General features: G+C 45.0%; 16 protein-coding genes, 6 pseudogenes and 1 other annotated feature. Of the genes and pseudogenes, 15 read left to right on the top strand and 7 right to left on the bottom strand.

Annotated features, from left to right (window positions below; translation table 11 throughout):
- Window positions 1–7 precede the first annotated feature (7 nt).
- Entirely contained in the window at window positions 8–877 is an 870-nt protein-coding gene (gene rnm / locus SU60_RS10400; protein WP_041155446.1) for an RNase RNM, read from the bottom strand.
- Between the two features lie 95 nt (window positions 878–972).
- Between rnm and trpL2 the strand changes: the two genes are divergently transcribed.
- The 7 genes and pseudogenes from trpL2 (at window position 973) to trpA (ending at window position 7,947) form a co-directional block, all read left to right on the top strand.
- Window positions 973–1,098 (top strand): tryptophan operon leader peptide, encoded by a 126-nt coding sequence (gene trpL2 / locus SU60_RS10395; protein WP_041155445.1) that lies wholly within the window; start codon window positions 973–975, stop codon window positions 1,096–1,098.
- Window positions 1,045–1,147, top strand: a sequence feature (Trp leader region). (Overlaps the previous gene by 54 nt.)
- A gap of 127 nt (window positions 1,148–1,274) precedes the next feature.
- Window positions 1,275–2,858: an anthranilate synthase component 1 gene (locus tag SU60_RS10390; RefSeq protein ID WP_041155444.1), complete on the top strand. Its 1,584-nt coding sequence runs from the start codon at window positions 1,275–1,277 to the stop codon at window positions 2,856–2,858.
- Between the two features lie 12 nt (window positions 2,859–2,870).
- Complete coding sequence (locus SU60_RS10385) at window positions 2,871–3,461, top strand: aminodeoxychorismate/anthranilate synthase component II (RefSeq protein WP_041155443.1); 591 nt, start codon at window positions 2,871–2,873, stop codon at window positions 3,459–3,461.
- 19 nt (window positions 3,462–3,480) lie between these two features.
- Window positions 3,481–4,478: pseudogene (trpD, locus tag SU60_RS10380) on the top strand (anthranilate phosphoribosyltransferase).
- A 13-nt stretch (window positions 4,479–4,491) separates the two neighbouring features.
- Window positions 4,492–5,930, top strand: a pseudogene (gene trpCF / locus SU60_RS10375) (bifunctional indole-3-glycerol-phosphate synthase TrpC/phosphoribosylanthranilate isomerase TrpF).
- 23 nt (window positions 5,931–5,953) lie between these two features.
- A complete protein-coding gene (gene trpB, locus SU60_RS10370; RefSeq protein ID WP_041155442.1) occupies window positions 5,954–7,144 on the top strand; it encodes a tryptophan synthase subunit beta in 1,191 nt (396 codons plus the stop codon).
- Complete coding sequence (gene trpA, locus SU60_RS10365) at window positions 7,144–7,947, top strand: tryptophan synthase subunit alpha (RefSeq protein WP_041155441.1); 804 nt, start codon at window positions 7,144–7,146, stop codon at window positions 7,945–7,947. Before trpB ends, trpA begins: the two co-directional genes overlap by 1 nt.
- Before the next feature lie 55 nt (window positions 7,948–8,002).
- On the opposite strand, the gene SU60_RS10360 is transcribed toward trpA, so the two are convergent.
- Window positions 8,003–8,218, bottom strand: coding sequence for a TIGR02450 family Trp-rich protein (locus tag SU60_RS10360; protein ID WP_041155440.1), 216 nt, complete (start codon window positions 8,216–8,218; stop codon window positions 8,003–8,005).
- A gap of 606 nt (window positions 8,219–8,824) precedes the next feature.
- On the opposite strand from SU60_RS10360, the pseudogene SU60_RS10355 reads away from it, so the two are divergent.
- Window positions 8,825–10,095, top strand: a pseudogene (locus SU60_RS10355) (dicarboxylate/amino acid:cation symporter).
- A 133-nt stretch (window positions 10,096–10,228) separates the two neighbouring features.
- On the opposite strand, the gene SU60_RS10350 reads toward SU60_RS10355, so the two are convergent.
- Window positions 10,229–10,846: a hypothetical protein gene (locus tag SU60_RS10350; protein WP_245228395.1), complete on the bottom strand. Its 618-nt coding sequence runs from the start codon at window positions 10,844–10,846 to the stop codon at window positions 10,229–10,231.
- Between the two features lie 605 nt (window positions 10,847–11,451).
- Between SU60_RS10350 and SU60_RS10345 the strand changes: the two genes are divergently transcribed.
- From SU60_RS10345 to SU60_RS10330, 4 genes are all read left to right on the top strand, one after another.
- Window positions 11,452–12,015 carry a septation protein A gene (locus tag SU60_RS10345; protein WP_041155439.1) on the top strand — a complete coding sequence of 188 codons (564 nt, stop codon included), beginning with the start codon at window positions 11,452–11,454 and terminating at the stop codon, window positions 12,013–12,015.
- A 188-nt stretch (window positions 12,016–12,203) separates the two neighbouring features.
- Complete coding sequence (yciA, locus tag SU60_RS10340; protein ID WP_041155438.1) at window positions 12,204–12,599, top strand: acyl-CoA thioester hydrolase YciA; 396 nt, start codon at window positions 12,204–12,206, stop codon at window positions 12,597–12,599.
- Between the two features lie 134 nt (window positions 12,600–12,733).
- A complete protein-coding gene (locus SU60_RS10335; RefSeq protein WP_041155437.1) occupies window positions 12,734–13,030 on the top strand; it encodes a YciI family protein in 297 nt (98 codons plus the stop codon).
- Between the two features lie 3 nt (window positions 13,031–13,033).
- Window positions 13,034–13,435, top strand: a complete 402-nt coding sequence (locus SU60_RS10330; RefSeq protein WP_041155436.1) for a GspS/AspS pilotin family protein — start codon at window positions 13,034–13,036, stop codon at window positions 13,433–13,435.
- An 85-nt stretch (window positions 13,436–13,520) separates the two neighbouring features.
- On the opposite strand, the gene metE is transcribed toward SU60_RS10330, so the two are convergent.
- The gene (gene metE / locus SU60_RS10325; RefSeq protein ID WP_041155435.1) at window positions 13,521–15,806 is read right to left on the bottom strand and encodes a 5-methyltetrahydropteroyltriglutamate--homocysteine S-methyltransferase; all 2,286 of its coding nucleotides are present in this window, start codon (window positions 15,804–15,806) and stop codon (window positions 13,521–13,523) included.
- A 255-nt stretch (window positions 15,807–16,061) separates the two neighbouring features.
- Here metE and metR point away from each other — a divergent pair, with 255 nt between their 5' ends.
- A complete protein-coding gene (gene metR / locus SU60_RS10320) occupies window positions 16,062–16,973 on the top strand; it encodes an HTH-type transcriptional regulator MetR (RefSeq protein ID WP_041155434.1) in 912 nt (303 codons plus the stop codon).
- A 43-nt stretch (window positions 16,974–17,016) separates the two neighbouring features.
- On the opposite strand, the gene SU60_RS10315 is transcribed toward metR, so the two are convergent.
- Window positions 17,017–17,217, bottom strand: a complete 201-nt coding sequence (locus SU60_RS10315; RefSeq protein ID WP_041155433.1) for a DUF4250 domain-containing protein — start codon at window positions 17,215–17,217, stop codon at window positions 17,017–17,019.
- 126 nt (window positions 17,218–17,343) lie between these two features.
- Window positions 17,344–18,030 carry a hypothetical protein gene (locus SU60_RS10310; protein WP_041155549.1) on the bottom strand — a complete coding sequence of 229 codons (687 nt, stop codon included), beginning with the start codon at window positions 18,028–18,030 and terminating at the stop codon, window positions 17,344–17,346.
- Between the two features lie 287 nt (window positions 18,031–18,317).
- On the opposite strand from SU60_RS10310, the pseudogene SU60_RS10305 reads away from it, so the two are divergent.
- Together SU60_RS10305 and SU60_RS10300 are read left to right on the top strand one after the other, a co-directional pair.
- Window positions 18,318–20,665 (top strand): annotated as a pseudogene (locus SU60_RS10305) (YgiQ family radical SAM protein).
- Between the two features lie 141 nt (window positions 20,666–20,806).
- Window positions 20,807–21,702 (top strand): annotated as a pseudogene (locus SU60_RS10300) (1-aminocyclopropane-1-carboxylate deaminase/D-cysteine desulfhydrase).
- Window positions 21,703–21,708: 6 nt separating this feature from the next.
- Here the strand turns inward: SU60_RS10300 and SU60_RS10295 are convergent.
- A pseudogene (locus SU60_RS10295) lies at window positions 21,709–22,250 on the bottom strand (isochorismatase family protein).
- Window positions 22,251–22,484: the final 234 nt, after the last annotated feature.

The raw sequence follows: 22,484 nt of genomic DNA, 5'->3' as shown, positions 1-22,484 counted from the left end.
AAAGGGTTTAAACCCCATCTGGTTGAGCTTTAACCAACGACGGATCAATACCCCAATCTTTCCAAACAGGTTCTACGCCTGACGGTAACCAGAGGTTTCGACCTAACTCCATCCAAGGAGATGGATAATGAAAGTCACTGCCTTGGGATGCTAATAGATTGTATTGTATCGCATAATCAGCCAAGTTGCGCCTTTCATGTTGCGCTTGCTGGGGCTGAGCAACCTCCATTGCATCGCCTTTTGCTTCAACAAACGCAGTAAGAAGACGCTTAATCCACTTTGCTGTCAACTGATATCGTCCTGGATGAGCTAATACCGCTAGACCACCAGCAGCATGGATGGCGTCTACCGCGTCCTTCATTGAACACCAATTAGGTGGCACATAGCCTGGGTTGTTCCGCGTTAGATACTTTTTGAACACCATCTGCATGGTTTTCGCATAACCATTATCGACCAACCATTTAGCAAAATGCGCCCGCGTTATTGGTGCTTCACCTGCAATTGCCTGTACTTCTTCAAGCACACCTTCTCGGGTCGCTTTTTCTAACCGAGAAGCCATCAGTTCTGCACGCGCAATACGGTGCTGTTTTTGTTGTTCGATTAAAGCATTCAATGCTGGACTATCCGGATCGATATTTAGACCCACAATATGGATGTCTTTGTTCTGCCATACTGTCGATATTTCAATCCCATTAAGGATCTTTATTGGCAAATCGTTTTCTTCAACGTACTGCTTTGCCAACGCTAATCCATCAACCGTGTCATGATCGGTAATTGCCAAAAACTCGATATCAAAACTCAGTGCGCGCTCCACTAAATCTCTCGGTTCCAATCGACCATCTGAGGCAGTGGTGTGACTATGTAAATCAATTCTCATAATTTTATCGTTTTAATGCCGTTTTGGGGTTGACTTTTTACCTCCGCACTAGTTAACTAGTACACAAATACAAAGCACGTAAGTTAAGGTTCATTATGTTACAAGAACTCTCTAAAAACCAAAAAGCCGAATTGAAAGTTTGTCTTAATAAAACAAACTCGTCAGATGTTGCTTGGTGGCGCACTTGGACAAGTTCTTGGTGGGCAAACGTGTACTTCTAGTTTAGAGAATCCAACGTTAGAAAGCCCGCCCTAGAGCGGGCTTTTTTATTTGGTCGCCCTTTTCATGTTCAACTGCTCAAACAATAATCGGATATCGTAAACTCTTAATTGGGGCCACGCTCACTTTATGCGACTATGTTCAGCAGGAAGATTAAAATAGCTATTAAGGAGGTCTTGTGAACAAGGCCATTGAAATCAAGAATCTTGGACAACTGGAAGTATTAACCGCTTCCGTTCCTTACAATCAAGACCCGACCCGCTTGTTTCACACCTTATGTGAAAACAAGACGGATAGCTTATTGCTCGAATCCGCTGAGATTGATTCGAAGCAGGATCTAAAATCATTGTTAATTGTTGATTCTGCCGTTCGTATTGTTTGCTTTGACCACACGGTGAGCATGCATGCGCTAACCGAAAACGGTAAAAACTTATTATCTCACCTCGACAACCACGTACGTGACTCCATTGAGCATCAATTCGATGGTGAGACTTTAACGTTAGAATTCACTCAGCCATGTAACACCATTGATGAAGACTCTCGTTTGAGAGAAGCCTCGTCATTTGATGCGCTGCGTTTAATCCAGCACAGTTTTGACGTCAAGCAGCATGATCAGCATGCCATTTTCTTAGGTGGCTTATTTGCTTATGACTTGGTGGCAAACTTTGAGCCATTGGGCAACGCTGATACCACCAATCAATGTCCTGACTACGTTTTTTATGTCGCCGAGACATTGCTTGTCGTTGATCACCAAACTGAATCATGCCAGCTGCAAGCCACACTCTTTGTCGATGATTCACAAAAAGAGACGCTAGAAACGCGCATTAAAGAAATCACTCAGCAATGTGCATCGCCAAAATCGCTTCCTCAAGCCGTGCAATTGGCTAATGTTGACATTGAAACCAGCATCTCTGATGAGGACTACTGCCAAATCGTTCGCGATCTTAAAGAGTACGTCGTCAAAGGCGATATTTTTCAGGTTGTACCTTCGCGTCGCTTTACGCTCCCTTGCCCTTCACCTCTTGCTGCCTATAAAGAGTTAAAGCAAAGTAACCCAAGCCCTTACATGTTCTATATGCAAGACGAACTGTTCACGTTATTTGGAGCATCACCAGAAAGTGCCTTGAAGTACGCAACGGAAACAAACCAAATTGAGATTTACCCAATCGCAGGTACTCGACGTCGTGGTAAGCGCCCAAATGGCGAAATAGATTTTGATTTAGATAGCCGCATCGAACTAGAACTGCGAACCGACATGAAGGAAAACGCGGAACACATGATGCTGGTCGATTTGGCGCGTAATGATGTTGCACGCATCGCACAAGCAGGCACTCGTCACGTAGCTGATTTACTCAAAGTCGATCGTTATAGCCACGTGATGCATTTGGTGTCTCGAGTGGTAGGTCAATTACGCGGAGACTTAGATGCCCTGCATGCTTATCAAGCATGTATGAACATGGGCACTTTAACTGGTGCACCTAAAATCCGTGCGATGCAGTTAATCCGTGAGGTTGAAGGCGTTCGACGTGGCAGCTATGGCGGCGCGGTTGGGTATCTTACCGGAGAGGGAACACTTGATACTTGTATCGTGATTCGTTCTGCTTACGTAGAAAATGGCATTGCTCAAGTGCAAGCAGGCGCTGGTGTCGTGTTCGACTCAGAGCCGCAAGCCGAAGCGGATGAAACTCGCGGTAAGGCACAAGCCGTTATCTCGGCGATTCAGGCAGCACATTCATCTGCCAACTCATCACCAAAGAATTAGGAGTCGCAGAGCATGGCTAATATTGTATTCATCGACAACTTTGATTCATTCACCTACAACCTTGTGGATCAATTTCGCTCCCTCGGTCATTCGGTGACCATTTATCGCAACAACATCTCAGCAGAGACCATCGAGCAAGAAGTCAACAAACTCGAAAGCCCAGTGGTTTTGCTCTCTCCTGGCCCTGGTGCGCCGTCAGAGGCGGGCTCAATGCCAGAATTGATTCAGCGCATGAAAGGTAAAGTGCCAATCATCGGTATTTGCCTTGGCCATCAGGCCATTATTGAAGCCTATGGTGGAACGGTTGGCGGTGCTGGTGAAATCATTCATGGTAAGGTTTCAATGATGGCTCACCAAAATCACGCCACTTATCTCAACCTACCATCACCACTTGCGATAGCGCGTTATCACTCTTTAGTCGCACTGTCCGTACCATCAAGCCTTACAGTCACAGCAGAGGTTGACGGTTTAACCATGTCGGTAGTTCATGAACAGGATAAAGTGTGCGGATTCCAATTCCACCCGGAATCAATTATGACCACATATGGCGCGACCTTACTGGCGAATGCGATTGAATGGGCCCTTGAGAAAAACAACGCATAAGGAAATGGGAAGAGAAATAATGGAAACAATTATCAAAAAACTTTATGAACAACAATCCCTTACGCAAGAAGAAAGTCAGCAGCTCTTTGATGTCATTATTCGCGGTGAGCTTGACCCTATTTTGATGGCATCTGCGTTAACCGCCTTGAAAATAAAAGGCGAAACACCTGATGAAATTGCGGGTGCTGCAAAAGCGCTTCTGGCGAATGCAAACCCATTCCCGCGCCCTGATTACGACTTTGCAGACATCGTTGGTACTGGGGGTGACGGTCACGATACCATCAACATTTCTACGACGCTGCATTTGTCGCTGCCGCCTGTGGATTAAAAGTCGCAAAACACGGTAATCGCAGTGTATCCAGTAAATCAGGATCTTCTGATCTGTTAGACTCATTTGGCATCAACTTAGCGATGAGTGCTGAAGACACTCGCAAAGCCATTGATGACATTGGTGTTGCATTCTTGTTTGCTCCGCAATATCACGGTGGAGTTCGTCACGCGATGCCTGTGCGCCAAATCATGAAGACACGCACTATCTTCAATATTCTCGGCCCGTTGATCAACCCTGCACGCCCGAACATTGAATTAATGGGCGTGTACAGCGAAGAACTGGTTCATCCTATCGCTGAAACCATGCTACAAATGGGTATGAAGCGCGCTGCTGTGGTGCACGGTAGCGGACTTGATGAAGTCGCGATTCATGGTTCAACAACCGTGGCGGAAATCAAAGATGGTCGCATTACTGAGTACACGCTAACGCCAGAAGACTTTGGCTTGAAGCCACACCCGCTTGAAGCGATAAAAGGCGGTACTCCCGAAGAAAACAAAGCCATCATTACTAACATTCTGACCGGAAAGGGAACCGAAGCTCAGCTTGGCGCAGTCGCAGCCAATGTGGCACTGCTGATGCGCCTGTTTGGTCATGAAGATTTAAAAGCCAATACACAACAAGCGATCGAGGTGATGAACTCAGGCAAGGCTTACCAACTCGTACAGCAACTTGCCGCACACGCTTAAGGAAATAACGCAGATGACAGATTCCAATACTCAGCAAGCTGACAACTTATCTGAGCATGTTTCTAAAAAAGAAGCAGAAATGGCAGAAGTGTTAGCCAAAATTGTTCGTGACAAATACCAGTGGGTTGCTGAACGCAAAGCATCACAGCATTTAAGTACATTTCAGTCAGAACTAGAGCCATCAGATCGCAGTTCTATGATGCATTAAGTGGTGACAAAACCGTATTCATTACGGAGTGTAAAAAGGCTTCACCATCAAAGGGACTGATACGTGATGACTTCGATTTGGAATACATTGCATCGGTCTACAACAATCATGCTGACGCTATTTCGGTTTTGACGGATGAGAAGTACTTTCAGGGTAACTTTGAATTTATTCCGCGCGTGCGAAATAAAGTAAAACAACCCGTTTTGTGCAAAGACTTTATGGTCGATACATACCAAGTGTACCTTGCTCGTTATTATCAGGCAGACGCTATCTTATTAATGCTGTCTGTACTCAACGACGAAGAATACCGAGCTTTGGCGGAAGCGGCGCACAGCCTAAACATGGGCATTCTTACCGAAGTCAGCAATATAGAAGAGTTACACCGCGCCGTTAACCTAGGTGCTCGCGTCATCGGTATCAACAACCGTAACTTACGTGACCTGAGCACAGATCTTAACCGCACGAAAGAGCTAGCTCCTACTATTAGAGAACTGGCGCCAGAAGCAACCGTTATCTCGGAATCCGGTATATATACCCATCAACAAGTGCGCGATCTTGCAGCGTACGCGGATGGTTTTCTGATTGGCAGTTCTCTTATGTCAGAAGACAATTTGGAACTTGCGGTACGTAAAGTGACGCTTGGTGAAAACAAAGTTTGTGGTTTAACTCACCCTGATGATGCAGCAAACGCATATAAAGCCGGTGCCGTATTTGGAGGGCTGATTTTCGTTGAAAAATCAAAACGTACTGTTAACTTAGAAAGTGCTCGCCTGACAATGAGTGGTGCCCCTCTTCACTATGTTGGCGTTTTCCAAAATCACGATATTGATTTTGTGGCATCCATTGCCACCTCTTTGGGTTTAAAAGCGGTACAACTACACGGTACAGAAGATCAAGCTTACGTCGACCAACTAAGAGCGGAGCTTCCACAAGGTGTGGAAATTTGGAAAGCCTATGGCGTAAAAGACACGATGCCAGCTCTACTTGATAATAACGTAGATCGACATTTGCTAGATGCGCAAGTGGGCAGTCAATCCGGCGGAACAGGCCAAACATTCGATTGGTCATTGATCGGTGACCCAAGCCAGATCATGTTAGCTGGTGGCCTATCACCAGACAACGCGCAACAAGCCGCGACTCTCGGTTGCTTAGGTTTGGACCTCAATTCTGGTGTGGAAAATGCGCCAGGTAAAAAAGATTCACACAAGTTGCTCGAAGCATTTACTGCTATCCGCAGCTATTAAAGATTAGGAAAAGGAATATCACAATGGCAAAACTGAATGCCTACTTTGGCGAATACGGCGGTCAGTACGTTCCGCAAATCCTGGTCCCTGCTTTGGACCAGTTAGAGCAAGCGTTTATCGATGCGCAGCAAGATCCTGAGTTCCGTAGCGAATTTATGTCGCTATTACAAGAGTACGCAGGACGCCCGACGGCACTGACCCTGGCTCGCAACCTAACTAAAGGTACGAAAACCAAACTGTACCTGAAACGTGAGGATCTGCTTCATGGTGGCGCGCACAAAACCAACCAGGTACTTGGTCAAGCACTGTTAGCTAAGCGTATGGGAAAAAACGAAATCATCGCTGAAACTGGTGCTGGTCAACATGGTGTTGCAACCGCATTAGCTTGTGCGCTACTTGGTCTTAAATGTCGCGTATACATGGGCGCAAAAGACGTTGAACGACAAAGCCCGAACGTATTTCGTATGAAGCTGATGGGTGCAGAAGTGATTCCTGTCCATTCGGGCTCTTCAACGCTAAAAGATGCCTGTAATGAAGCATTGCGTGATTGGTCAGCAACCTATGAAGATGCACACTACCTATTGGGTACCGCTGCAGGTCCGCACCCATTCCCAACGATTGTGCGTGAATTCCAACGAATGATCGGTGAAGAAACTAAAAACCAAATCCTTGCGCGTGAAGGACGCCTTCCAGATGCGGTGATCGCTTGTGTCGGCGGTGGCTCAAATGCGATTGGTATGTTTGCAGACTTTATCGAAGAAGAGAGCGTCAAACTCATCGGTGTTGAACCTGCTGGTAAAGGTATCGATACAGACCAACACGGTGCACCACTAAAGCATGGTAAAACTGGTATTTACTTCGGTATGAAAGCACCGCTAATGCAGGACGAGAATGGTCAGATTGAAGAATCATACTCAGTCTCCGCAGGTTTGGATTTCCCTTCAGTTGGTCCACAACACGCGCACCTGAATGCAATTGGCCGTGCTGAATACGCTAACGTAACGGATGATGAAGCGCTAGAAGCATTCCAAGAAATCGCCCGTAGCGAAGGCATTATCGCGGCTCTAGAGTCGTCGCATGCACTTGCGCATGCGCTACATATGGCACGAGAGAATCCTGAAAAAGAACAACTGTTAGTGGTTAACTTATCTGGTCGTGGTGACAAAGACATCTTCACCGTGCATGCCATCTTAGAAGAAAAAGGAGTCATCTAATGAGCCGTTATGAGAAGATGTTTGCTCGCCTAAACGAAAAAAAACAAGGCGCGTTTGTACCGTTTGTCACGGTTGGCGATCCCAATGCTGAACAGTCCTACAAGATAATGGAAACACTTGTAGAGTCTGGTGCAGATGCTCTCGAGCTGGGTATCCCCTTCTCTGATCCTTTAGCCGATGGCCCAACCATTCAAGGTGCGAACAATCGAGCGTTAGAATCTGGTGCGACACCAGATATCTGCTTCGAGCAAATCGGTAAGATCCGTGCAAAATATCCTGATTTACCTATCGGTTTATTGATGTATGCCAACTTGGTCTTTTCACGAGGTATAGATTTCTATGCGCACTGTGCAAAAGCAGGTATCGATTCAGTACTTATTGCCGATGTACCGACCAATGAAAGTGATGAGTTTGTTGCTGCAGCCGAAAAATTTGGTATTGACCCGATTTTTATCGCACCACCGACAGCAAGCGATGAAACCCTAGAACAAGTGGCGAAACTAAGTAGCGGCTACACTTACCTACTCTCACGCTCAGGAGTAACTGGGGCGGAAACGAAAGCGAACATGCCTGTTGGACAATTGTTGGAACGACTAAATCAATATGATGCGCCACCAGCTCTTCTCGGTTTTGGAATATCTGAGCCTTCACAAGTCAAGCAAGCTATAGAAGCGGGTGCTGCAGGCGCTATCTCTGGTTCGGCTGTCGTGAAAATTATCGAAACCAACGTCGAACAGCCACAAACCATGCTCGACAAACTTGCTGAATTCGTATCCGCAATGAAATCCGCGACACAAAAATAATCATGTGAATCACAAACGCCCACTAAGCTAGCGCTAGTGGGCGTTTTTTTGTTCTCTATTTCCAACCTTGAAGCCACTTGTCTTGGTGTTTCAATTCCGTCCAGTCTATCAAATACTCATTCTTTGAAAGAACCGCTTCTAATTTACAAGAAATCACACGGCCTTCGTCGTCATACTCCATTTCAGTCACTAAAAAATGCTTTTCTCGATTGCTTGGATTCGCGGCTGTCCACTTGCTGCTTAGCAATTTAGCCGGATTGATTTGATTCATCCCACTTCCTCTAGCTCTAGGTTTTGAGTCAGCGTCTCTAATCGGACTCAACTCTACTCCGACAGTATTGGCTGCAAAAAAATCATCACGAAAGACCCACAGCCCCACTGTAAATATTGAAAATAACTTGTTATACGAGAACTTCAATGCCAACCGATCACGAGATCATTGGCGTTGATATTCCACTGATTAGGAAACCAAAATTTGAGAAGATAAACTAATAGGCGTTTCGCCTGTCGTTTTGACCAAAATGAGAGTGTCAATTCGAATTGTCGTGACGATTTATTGTGCTCCAAGTTGAATAAAAAACGCATCACAAATAAAACTCAATTTATTAACATGATTTTGAATCGCTCTGGTCCAACCTATTCTTCGATAGAATATTTACGCGGTTTAATTGCACTCAAAACCCAAAGCAATCGTTTGCTTTGGTATAAAAACTTAACAATTGTCAATAAAATATCGATTTTTTCATCAATAAGCCCCATAAGCATATTGCTAATTTTGAGTGATAAGTGTAAAAAGCAGGTGCGAAATAATTATCCACATTGTATTTAATTACCGGTGGGTAATTTTAGGATTGTATAAATCACCAGCACAGAGGTTATGGAAGTGTTAAAACAGAAGAATTTGCTAAACAACATTGGCGTTCAAGTCGTCATTGCTATGATAGCGGGGACGGCAGTCGGTGCCATAATGGGCCACGATGCAACTATGTTCGCTCCTTTAGGCGCGATCTTTATTAATTTGATCAAAATGCTGGTGATCCCTTTGGTTGCCGTTGCTTTGATTTCTGGTGCTGCAGGTCTTGGTAACAGCCAGTCTGCTGGTAAAGTCGGCGTAGTGACATTGGGCTACTTCGCATTGACCTCCGCTTTAGCCGTTGCACTTGCTCTAGTGATGGGTGAACTGTTCCAACCTGGCATGGGCATCGACGTATCCGGCGTACAAGGCATGTTCTCAGCTGAATACGCATCAAAAGGTGAACTACCTACTTTTTGGGCAACCATCACAGGCATGATCCCAACCAACGTTTTCCAATCACTGAATGATGCAAACATCCTACAAATCCTTGTATTCTGCCTGTTCTTTGGTATCGCGATTGCTAAGCAAGATAAGGAACGCCGTGATCCTATCCTAAACGGTGTTAACTGCATCGTTGACGCTATGGTTTGGATGATCAACAAAGTGATGATCATTGCACCTATCGGTGTATTTGGTCTGATGGCAGAAGCAGTTGGTACGTTTGGCTTTGGCGCCTCATGGTCGTGTTCAAACTGTTCGTCGTCTACACAGCGGCAATCCTGATCTTTGGCTTCGTTGTATACCCTGCAATGGTTCACATCTTCACGAAGACTTCAGCGAAGAAATTCATCTCTTCAATGAAGAAACCACAAGCCGTTGCACTATCAACCGCTTCATCAATGGCGACATTACCTGTCACCATGGATACGTGTGAAAAAGAACTTGGTGTTAAAAACTCAACCGCTTCGTTTGTTTTACCTCTTGGTGCAACAATCAACATGTCTGGTAACGCGATTTACTACGGTTTGGTCGCGATTTTCTTCGCACAGCTATTCAACATCGACCTAGGCATGGGCGCATACATTGCAATCATCGTCACTTCGACTCTGGGCGCAGTTGGTCAAGCAGGTGTTCCTGGTCCATCATTCCTTGTTGTTGCGGTTCTACTTGCGGCGGGCATTCCAATCGAAGGGTTACCACTGCTATTCGCTCTTGACCGTATCTTCGATATGATTCGTACTGCACTAAATATTACTGGTGACGCGGCATGTGCTGTGATCGTTGATGCGCTAGTAGAAGAAGAACTCGCAGAAGCAGAAAAACAACTTGAGCTAAATAAACAAGACGCTTAAGCCTTATTTTTCTTGTCCAAAGCCGCTCACACGAGCGGCTTTTTTGGTTTAGGGCATGCTTAATTTTAAAAACTTGTCGTAGTAGCTTCGACGTCACGCCTCAGATTTATTCGTAACTATGGTTTGTCCGTAACTAGGCATTATCAAAAACGCCCTCGAGTAAACAGGATGTAATCTTTTTACCATTAAACTGAGTTGTGTCCATTCGCCCACTATCGTCTTTATATTCTATTTCACTTAATAGCCCTGTACCTTTTACTGTAATATTTTGAATGCCCATTCTATGTAGGTCGTCAATAGAGTAGTACCAACCATCTGTTTTCTTCTTTTTTTGACAGCTATTGCTAATAGTCTGCCCATAAGTCGTGATTTGTTGGTCAACATCGACATAGCCAAAAAAGGCCGTTTCTTTTACTCGCAAGCGGTTTAGATAATCCATAAATGCTGGCCTATCTTTCTCGGGGAGACTTAATTCCCATAACTCATTAGATTGTATTGCCCCACCGTGCCAACCAATCAACGAGTTAGTGTTAACCACCACACTTTTTGCAGCGGGCAAAACATAGTTCGCACAGGAAGAAAAACATAACTCACTGACTTCTACATCAAAATTGTTTTCTTTAACGAAGTAGCCAAACTCAATACCAACAGCCATATCTCCGCCAGTACTCGTAATCTTGAGCTTTTTGACTGGGCCATTGCTTTCTCGAACGACCCGCATGGCCTCAAGAACAGTTTCTCCTGTTATCATCCATCAAAAACCAATGTGTCTCTGACGACCATGACTTTATGTGCGGACGGATACATTGTGGGGAGACTTTTACAACCCGCTATACTAACCGCTAATGCCAAACTGGCGACGCCTCGATATTTCATATTCAACTAACTATCCACTTGTTATCGTTATCATTTCCACTTCCTTTCGCTCCTGAATATGCTCTCTCAAAGGAAGTTCAAACCCGTTATATTAACGCCGACATATAGCAATCGATAAATCACCAACAATATTTGCGGCCCACATCAGATGCGTTAAATATGCACTTTCATGAATTCTCATTTTTTCTGTTAAAGAGCGCTTAATACATCGAGTAGAGTTCTCGAACTTATAAAGATTTGAATATCACTCTTACTGGTGACGCGGCATGTGCTGTGATTGTTGATGCGCTAGTAGAAGAAGAACTCGCAGAAGCAGAAAAAGAACTTGAGCTAAATAAACAAGACGCTTAAGCCTTATTTTTCTTGTCCAAAGCCGCTCACACGAGCGGCTTTTTTGTATCCAATTGTCTCCCGCTATTCACATTGTGTGAGATTGCGTTAGACTGTGGGCAATTCAATAAATAGGTAGTTTTTTGCAATATGAAGCAAATCCTTGATTTTATCCCACTCATTGTCTTCTTCGCTTTATACAAAATGTACGATATCTATGTAGCGACAGGCGCACTGATCATTGCAACGGCAATTCAAATCGTCGTTACCTTCGCGTTGTACAAAAAAGTCGAAAAGATGCAGTTAATCACTTTTGCGATGGTCGCTATATTTGGTGGTATGACGATTTTCCTTCACGACGACAACTTCATAAAATGGAAAGTCACCATTGTTTATGTCGTGTTCGCTGTTGGACTTGCAGTGAGTCATGCCATGGGCAAATCAGCGATTAAAGGCATGTTAGGGAAGGAGATTACCTTACCAGAACAGGTTTGGACTCGAATCAACTGGGCGTGGGTTGCATTTTTCTCTTTCTGTGCGGGCTTAAACATCTATGTTGCTTACAAACTTCCTCTAGACGTTTGGGTAAACTTTAAAGTGTTTGGCTTATTGATAGCGACATTCGCCTATATGATTGCAACTGGCTTCTATATCTACAGACACATGCCAAAAGAACAGAAAGACGGATCTTCTGACGTTTCAATAGATGAATAAGACGTCATCTTCTGACGTTTCAATAGATGAATAAGACGTCATCTTTCGCTATAATCCGACCAATTTGATTCTACGATCAAATATTAAACAGCGACCTACGGGTCGCTGTTTTGTTTGTACTTTCTGAGTTATTGGAGACACTTTTTGTGGACCACTCAGAACATTGACTACTGTTTACGGATATAAAAATGAGTCAGGAACAATACTCCCCTAAGGGTCAACTACTACTGCGTACCCTAGCAATGCCAGCAGACACCAATGCCAATGGTGATATATTTGGTGGGTGGATCATGTCGCAGCTTGACCTTGCTGGCGGCATTCTCGCAAAAGAAATTTCCTCAGGTCGCATCGTTACGGTTTCCGTCTCTAGCATCACTTTTAAAAAACCAGTACGTGTCGGTGATGTTGTTTGCTGCTATGGCGAATGCACAAAAATCGGCCGTACTTCTATGAGTATTGATCTGGAGGTTTGGGTCAAACCAGTTAAAGAACAAGGCGTTGGTGATCGCTTTATGGTGTGTGACGCGACCTTCAACTATGTGGCTATTGATACAGAAGGCAAACCTCGTCCAATCGTCAATTAGAACGGATTGGCACACGTTGAAATTAACTCACTCTAATTGTTAGGAATAATCTCACATTTTTTATAGTTAACTTGTGAGTTACGCGAAAAAGTCGTTAAATTAACGCTTCACCCGTCTAATTAAGGAACTATGCTATGTGGTACGTAATCTTTTCTCAGGATGTCGAGAATTCACTAGAAAAGCGCATGAGTGTGCGCCCTCAGCACCTTGAGCGTTTGCAAAACCTTCAGGATGAAGGCCGTCTTCTTACTGCGGGCCCAATGCCAGCGATTGACTCAGATAATCCAGGAGAAGCAGGTTTTACTGGTTCTACGGTCATTGCTGAGTTTTCATCATTGGAAGACGCACAAGCATGGGCAGATGCCGACCCTTATGTGGCGGCAGGCGTTTACGAAAATGTGATCGTAAAACCATTCAAAAAAGTGTTTTAAATTATGAAAAAGTTACTGTGTATTTTCCTCGTCCTTGGTGCACTGGCGGGTTGTTCGTCTAGCGGTGACAAAGAACGTCAACTTGAACTAATGGCCTCGAATCGTGCTGGTGTGCTATCTGCTGGGTTGCCGATTGAGTATGGACCTTTGCAAATCATGCGAGTTTCGTCCAATAAAAACGTGGTCGAAATGATGATGATATATAACGATGGTGCAACGGGTGCCAAACCACTAGCACAAGTGATCAATACCGGTATTTACACCTACTGCAACACACCAGCCATTCGTCAGCAGATCGACATGGGGTTGATGTATCGGCTGAAAATCCGCAATTCGCGTGGACAACTCATGGCCGACGAGCTTATTTCGGCTCAGCGTTGCAGTGGACAACAAAAAACGCAGTAACCTAAAGAAACAACGCGATATTCAGCGTAACAAAGCAAGAAAAACGGAGGCCTGAGGTCTCCGTTTGTGTTTGTTTTCCTGCGGATTATGCTAATTCAGAACGTAGCGTCTTCGCTGCCGCAACAAGGTTTGCTAATGCCGCTTCCGTTTCTGCCCAGTTTCGTGTTTTTAAACCACAATCAGGGTTTACCCACAAACGTTGCACTGGAATCCTTTGCGCCGCTTTCTTGATTAGATCTTCTATCCACTCTTTCTCTGGAATATTTGGGGAGTGAATGTCGTAAACACCCGGCCCAATCTCATTTGGATAGTTAAACTCTTCAAAAGCCTTTAACAACTCCATATTAGAGCGTGAAGTTTCGATGGTAATTACATCAGCATCAAGCGCCGCGACTGAGTCAATGATTTCATTAAATTCGCTATAACACATATGTGTGTGAATTTGTGTTTCTGGCTTCGCGATCGCCGCTGTGAGCTTAAAGGCATTCACAGCCCATTGAAGATAAGCTTGATGATCTCTCTGTTTGAGTGGCAGGCCTTCACGAATCGCTGGCTCATCAATTTGGATAATATTGATTCCTGCGTCTTGTAGATCAGAGACTTCATCTCGTAGCGCCAACGCCAACTGCTGCGCAATTTGTTCGCGGGTAATATCCTCACGTGGAAATGTCCAACACAGTATGGTCACAGGCCCTGTAAGCATACCTTTCATTTGCTTGCTCGTTAATGACTGCGCGTATGCAGACCAATCGACAGTGATGGGCGTCTCCCGTTCAATGTCTGCTACAACAATGGCCGGTTTTACGCAGCGAGAGCCATAACTCTGCACCCAACCAAATTGAGTCGTTTGAAATCCACTTAAGTTTTCGGCAAAGTACTCAACCATGTCATTTCGCTCTGCCTCTCCATGAACAAGCACATCAAGATCCAGCGCTTCTTGGCGTTTCACAGCATCTGCAATGTGCCTTTTCAATGCTTGAACATAGCCCTCTTCAGATAACTGACCATTGCGGTACGCGCTACGTTGCACACGAATCTCACCCGTTTGCGGGAATGACCCTATTGTAGTTGTCGGCAGTAATGGCAAACCTAACACTTCCGCTTGATGAGCCGCTCGCTCTGCATACGGGGCGCTTCGCTCACACAAGGTGGCGGTGATGCTGTTTAAGCGGGCTTGCACCTGCGGCTTATTCACCTGTGTAGAGGTTAACCGAGCTTTGATTGGCTGACTGTAATCATCACACGCTAAGATGGCCTCTTTATCGCCGTCTAAGGCTTTGGCTAATAACGCGACTTCCGATACTTTTTGCTTGGCAAATGCAAACCAGCTTTTTACTTCTTTATTCAGATCCGACTCTAGGTCTAGATCCACCGGACTGTGCAATAGTGAACACGAGCTCGCCAACCAGAGTTGATCGCCGAGTTTTTCTTTTACTGGCAACAAACGTTCAAGAAGTGCACTCAAATCAGAGCGCCACACATTTCGACCATTAACGACACCGACAGACAGTATCCAGTCGCGAGGCAACTTGTCGAGAACTTCATCCAACTGCTCAGGAGCCGCAGAAAGGTCGACATGTAAACCGTCGACGGGTAACTGGACAATGTTATCTAGCGTATCCACTACAGAATCAAAGTAAGTCGTTAATAGTACTTTGATATCACAACGCAGCACTTGATAAGCCCGCTTAAATGCTTCGAGCCAGTCATTTTCCAGCTCTAGCGACAAAATTGGCTCATCAATTTGAACCCATTGCACGCCTGAGTTAGCCAGTTTTGCCAGAACCTCTTGGTAAGCCGTAAGCAATTTTGGTAACAGCGTAAGCCTATTAAAATCTTGTTCAACTTCTTTTCCAAGGTATAAATACGTCAATGGTCCGAGTAAAACTGGTTTAACATTGTGTCCGGTTCTTACTGCTTCACTCACTTCTTCAAATAGCTGTGGCCAGCTAACCTTAAACGTATCGTCTTTGCTGAACTCTGGTACGATGTAATGGTAGTTGGTGTTAAACCATTTGGTCATGTCGGATGCGGCTGCTCCTTTACAACCACAATTCACCTGAGACTGCCCACGCCCAACCTTGAATAACGTATCGAGATTAGGCGCACCATCATCCGAGTGACGCTTTGGCACGTGACCCAAAAGCAAAGTGGTCGTGAGAACATGATCATACCAAGCAAAATCACCTGCGGTGATATAGCTTAAACCCGCTTCTTTTTGCGTCGCCCAGTTTTTGGTGCGCAGGTCGCTGCCAACTCTCTTTAACGCGTCTTGGTCAATCTCTCCTTTCCAATATTTTTCTAATGCACGTTTCAGTTCTCGTTTTTCTCCAATACGTGGATAACCAAGTATGTGTGTTGTTGTCGCCATGTCCCTATTCCTTATTCTATGAGTATGGGCAGAGCACCTCCGACTTAAACCAAAGATGTCTGGATGGCTAAACTATCTCTCTACTCGTCGAAACGTACAACATCCGATTATTCAACTTGTTTATTAAAAAAATTCATCATTCTTTCCTCTAAACTCGGCTATTTTATTTAAATAGCCATCTAGACGTTTACATTTCCAATGTTTAGCGCTAAGTTAGCTATGTTCATGGTGAACAGCATAGGATGAAAGGGATTCATGATAGAGTTAAAACATTTGCGAACACTGACTTCGCTGCGCGATACGGGCTCACTTACAGCAACGGCAACAGCCCTACACCTTACTCAATCCGCACTCTCTCACCAAATCAAGGACTTAGAATCCAGGATTGGTGGTCACCTGTTCCTTAGAAAAACGCGCCCAGTAAAGTTCACATCAGAAGGTGAAATTTTGCTACGCCTCGCGGACGATATATTGCCCAAGCTAGCACGTGCAGAAAATGAACTCGCCAGCTTGAAAGAAGACGTGAATGGGCGTTTGCATATGGCGATTGAGTGCCATTCATGCTTCCAATGGTTAATGCCTGCACTAAAAGAATATCAACTTGCTTGGCCAAGTGTGACGCTCGATTTTTCATCTGGTTTCGGATTTGAACCCTTACCCGCCCTCCTTGCCGGTGAGCTTGATTTAGTCATCACTTCTGATATTCAGCCTCGTTCTGAAGTCCATTACGAGCCTTTATTTGATTTTGAGATGCGCCTAATCACGGCAACCAACCACCCACTGGCTGAAAAAGCGGTTATCGAGCCGAAAGATCTGGCCGATCAAACCATGCTGTCTTATCCGGTGCAAAAACAAAGATTAGACGTCGTTAAGCATTTCCTCCAACCAGCAGGCGTCGAGCCAGCAAAATGGAAACAGGCGGATAACACATTAATGCTTGTTCAAATGGTTTCAGCTGGATTGGGCGTTGCTGCGTTACCAAACTGGGCGATTTCTGAGTTCTCTCGTCAGGGATTAATTACCAGTAAACCGTTTGGAGATGGATTGTGGCGTCGTTTGTTTGCTGCAACGCGAAATTCAGAAAAGGACAAACGTTATTTACAAGCATTCTTTGCTACGGCAAGGCAACAATGTAAAAGCCACCTTGATGGGATCAAGATGGCTTAACGTCCGTTGAAAAAGATGAACGACATAAAAGACGTGAATTTAGTTAGCGCTGATACGCTTTAAACTGGTTGGTAAGTGGATCGTATTGATAACCCAGTGTGTCGAGCTTACCGACCACAGATTCCACATCCATTTCGTACATGGAGACCATTTCGTCAAAACTGTCACACTCTAAGCGAAGCTTCTCGTTGACGATACCTAACAAAATAATACTATCGAGGTTATTCACATTGCTTAAATCCATCGCGACACTCCTTTTCGACAACATCTAATAAAAGCTTAGCGTTAATTTAGAGATTTTAAAGTCTCACGAATGTAAAGCGTGACATGGCTTGAGCACTCAAAACAAAAACGAAAGCAAGATAGAAACTTAAGCGCTCAACATAAAAAGATTCTGCACGCTTGTCATCGAAGCCATTGCGAGTATCAACGCCACCGTCAGTTGCACTTTCTCAGGCGCTTTTTGGGTAAAAATATGCCAGCACCATACCACGATAGACGCAATAAGCATGGCTAGAGATAATAATATTGGCTGAGTTGCCTCGTTGAGCAATGTTTCATCCAATTGATATGACGAAAACAACATCGCTATCGCGATTAACATTCCAGACAAAATGCCAGTAACAGGCAAAATGCGATGAAACGCTTGCAAGCGACTACGAGCAATCGTAAGAAGCAATTGAGAAAATGACGCCCCCAAAAAGAAAACCATCAAAGCTATCGCCGCTGAAGCTGGCCAACTCGCCTGCTCAAAAACTTGAATAACGACATACGCAAACGCTAAACCGTTAGCTAGGTGCAATACCCACAGCGGTCCTTTCTCGCGTGTTTTCTTAGTTTGAACTTGAGAATAAAAATAAAAAATCGCAAACACGACCATAAACGCTTCAATACGAATTGAGGCGACAGCCAACCACATGACCCCTATCGCAGGCAACATTTTATGAAGACGGCCTCGCTGACCAGGACAAATATCGCCTTTTATCAGAAGTAACGTTAACAGCGCCTGTGCGCCAAATAGCATAGGTGAAAAAGTAACCAGCAGTTGTTGAATCATGTGACAAGCAAGCTCAAAAGTCGTTTGGGGTGGCGATAATAGCAAATCGCTTAAAGGCAAACCACCTAAACACCTTAAGGGTTTTATGAGCCGTAGCCTGTACTTCTGAACTAAACTGAAAGGGTTGGGCTTTTTCTCACGGTATCTCTGACTCATGTGATCATGTGATCATGTGAACAGCCAACAGAAAAACCAATAATAACCTCGAAAAACTAAGGATAAATTGGGTGTAGATACCTGATCGTCAAATCGCTATAATTCGCGCTCCCCGGAACAGAGAGCAAAATATGACCAATACCATCACCCCTATTCACGAGCACAAAAAATACTGGGCCGAGTGCTTTGGCACCGCACCTTTCTTACCGACAAGCCGGAAAGAAATGGATGCTCTAGGGTGGGATAGCTGTGACATTATTATCGTAACAGGTGATGCCTATGTGGATCACCCAAGCTTTGGTATGGCTATCATCGGGCGCCTTCTCGAAGCTCAAGGCTTCCGTGTTGGCATCATTGCTCAACCAGAATGGCACAATAAAGATGCCTTTATGCAGCTTGGTAAGCCAAATCTGTTCTTCGGGATCACTGCAGGCAACATGGACTCGATGATAAACCGTTACACTGCGGATAAAAAGCTTCGTCACGATGATGCCTATACACCAAACAACGAAGGCGGCAAACGGCCCGATCGTGCGACTTTGGTCTACTCTCAGCGTTGTCGTGAAGCGTTTAAAGGGGTGCCTATTGTCTTAGGTGGGATCGAAGCGAGTTTACGTCGTGTTGCTCACTATGATTATTGGTCCGATAAAGTACGTCGTTCAGTGCTGTTTGATGCTAAGGCCGACATTCTTCTGTTTGGTAACGCAGAACGTGCACTGGTCGAAGTTGCGCACCGACTAGCTGACGGTGAAGATATTTCGATGATGACGAATATTCGTGGAACTGCCGTCAATCTGCCAGTCGCACCAGAAGGTTATACAATTATCGATTCTTCTCGCATTGAGAAACCTCGTAAAGAAGCGTTTGTTCCTAAAAACCCTTATGAGGTAGAAACGCAGTGCGAAACAAAGAAAGATGAACCACCCGCAGCTCAGCCGATTACGATTCGTCCATCACGTCATGATGCCAAAACCACCGCTGTGCGCCTGCCTCATTTTGAGAAACTAAATAACGACCGCATTTTATACGCGCACGCAAGCCGTATCATGCATTTAGAGACCAACCCGTATTCCGGTCGCGCCTTGATCCAGCGTCATGGTGATCGCGAACTTTGGGTAAACCAAGCGCTATCCCACTCACTACAGAAGAGATGGATTTCGTATTTGACTTGCCATACGCGCGTGTGCCTCACCCGATGTATGGCAAAGCGAAAATCCCAGCATATGACATGATCAAAACGTCGGTGAACATCATGCGCGGCTGTTTTGGTGGTTGTTCATTCTGTTCGATTACGGAACATGAAGGACGAATTATCCAAAACCGTTCACAAGAATCAATCATCAACGAGATCGAAGAAATTCGCGACAAAGTGCCGGGCTTCACTGGTACAATTTCCGATCTTGGCGGCCCGACAGCCAATATGTACCGATTGGGCTGTAAGGATCCAAAAGCAGAAGCAAACTGTCGTCGTCCCTCTTGTGTGTTCCCAGGTATCTGTAACAAACTCAATACCGACCACAAGCACACCATCGATTTATACCGCGCAGCGCGTAAAGTCGAAGGCGTAAAGAAGGTAATGGTTGCTTCTGGCGTACGCTACGATCTTGCTATCGAATCACCAGAATACGTCAAAGAGCTGGTGACTCATCACGTGGGCGGCTACTTAAAAATTGCTCCTGAACATACTGAAAAAGGTCCGCTGGATCTGATGATGAAACCTGGTATGGGAACATACGATCGCTTTAAAGAGATGTTCGAGAAGTACAGCGCTGAAGCTGGCAAGAAGCAGTACCTGATCCCTTACTTTATTTCTGCGCACCCAGGGACCGAAGACGAAGATATGTTGAATCTTGCACTCTGGTTAAAGAAAAACAACTTCGAGTGTGACCAAGTTCAGAACTTCTATCCATCGCCGATGTGTAACGCAACGTCGATGTATTATTCAGAAACAAACCCTCTTAAACGTGTGAAATACAAACAGCGTGAAGAGATCCCGGTGGCTAAGGGAGAGCGTCAGCGTCGTCTGCATAAAGCGCTGCTGCGTTACCACGATCCAGCAAACTGGCCAATGATCCGTGAAGCGCTGATCAATATGGGTAAAAAACACTTAATCGGCGATAAACCAACTTGTTTGGTTCCAGCTGAAGATACGGATACGCTCACACCAGCTCAACGCCGTAAATCGGGTCGTCACGGTGCGAATCGCTTTGCCACTAAACACACCAAGAACCAACCTGGTTTTGGTGGCCACCTAAACAAAAAGCCAGAAAACGGCTCGCGTGATGGTGATCCTTCGGGTAACCGAAATGGTTCTGCTAGCAAGAATGGCTCGGGTAATAGTCAAGTCCGTGGACCTAACCCACATGGACATAAAAACAACCCACGTGGAAACGCGACCAACAATGGCAAACCACAAGGTAATGGACGCCCCCAAAATCAGGGTAAACCCGCGGGTCAGCGTAAACCGAAACGTCGATAAACACGAACAAATCAAAGGGCTTCAGAAGCAATTCTGAAGCCCTTTTGTTATTAACTGGTTGTTGTTATGAACAGGATGGCGGTACACTGTGCGTCTTTTGCACAAGATTCAGTTGACGCCAGCAACGCCGTTAGAGACAAGATGAAACTTTCAGAAAGCCCAATCACCCAACACAGTTTTAATGGTCGCACGTTCTTTTTAAAGCGAGATGACATGTTGCATTCTCACTTTTCAGGTAATAAAGCTAGAAAGTTCATGGCACTCATGGAAACTCAAAACCCTGACATTACTACCTTAGTGAGTTTTGGTTCCGCGCAATCCAATGCCATGTACTCATTGGCTGCGTTAGCAAAAATTAAAGGCTGGGCATTTCACTTTTACGTTAGTCACATACCGGACTGGTTAAAAAAAGCGCCGATTGGCAATTATCGCGGTGCGCTTGATTTGGGAATGCAGATTACCGCCATGCAGGATCTTGGATCTGACCTTCATCCTAATGAATACATTTCGTGCCAGTATGAATCAGATAATAGCGCTCTGATCGTCCCAGAAGGAGGACGCAGTCAACTGGCTGAAACGGGTATTAAACAGTTAGCCCGCGAAATTCTCGATTGGACACGCTTTCGCAGCAAAGAGCAGTTTACACTTGCATTGCCATCAGGAACAGGCACAACGGCTTTGTATCTTCACAAGCATTTAAGTCCGCACGGCATCGAAGTGTTAACTTGTCCATGTGTCGGAGATGCGAGCTATTTAACCGAGCAGTTCAACCAGCTTGGTGAAAGCAGTCACCCAACCATATTAACAGCACGTCCTAAACACCATTTTGGTCGCTTATAGCTGAAGATTACGCGATTTGGAAAGCACTCGATGAGCAAACCAACATTGAGTTTGATCTTCTCTATGATCCTTACATGTGGCAATGCTTAGCGCCTTGGTTAGAAGAAAACAGTGATAAAACCTTGATCTACATTCATCAAGGTGGGCTACTTGGCAACGAATCGATGCTGCCAAGGTATCAGCGAGAATTTGAGTAAAGCGCGTTACTTAATGAGTGCTAGAACGTCTTTAAACTCTGGCGTTCGGCAGTCTTCTAGCATTTCATACAAGCACATCTCAACCCCTGTCAACGTCACACCATGTGCTGTCAATTTTGCTAACGCCAGCGCTTTATTTGCCGCTGTACGAGAAGAAACACAATCCGTTACTAATTCAACACGATAGCTGAGCTGCCTTAATGAAACCGCGGTTTGGTAAACGCAGATATGTGCTTCTATGCCACAGATCAACCAGGTATCGACGTTGGCATTTTGCAATGCAAGTTGAAAGGTCTCATTTTTACATGCATCGAAGGTGTATTTCGCGATGGGTAATAGGTTGTCTTGTAACACATTACGGATCGCTCCGCCGTCTGCCCTAACCTTGTTGGGTTCTGCTCTAGCCATAAAATCGGCAAGCCTAACACTTTCGCACCTTGAGACAGCTTAGTGATGTTCTCTACTAAAGCATCACTTTCATGCATCAATGTCGCAAGCTTGCCCTGCACATCGACAACGATCAACCCGGTTTTTTCTTTTGAGAGCATCACCATATCCTTGATGTTTATACGACTAATAAGTCAACTACATGAATACCAATAATATAACAAACCCGACCATGCTAAAGATGAGAGCTAGCCGCCAGAGTTAAACATTGGTATACACTGCCTATTAGTCAAATGGCGCGCCCATAAGCAAATCGTATCAAATACTAGAATGGCAGTAATCCGTAAACGGCTTATCGCTCATTTACGTAAGAAGCCTGTAAACTCCTGAATCAA

The sequence above is a fragment of the Vibrio mytili genome, from assembly GCF_000830505.1.
Taxonomy (GTDB): Bacteria; Pseudomonadota; Gammaproteobacteria; order Enterobacterales; family Vibrionaceae; genus Vibrio; species Vibrio mytili.
Note: the sequence above shows the minus strand (reverse complement) of the source record. Positions and strands in the feature narration are given on the sequence as shown.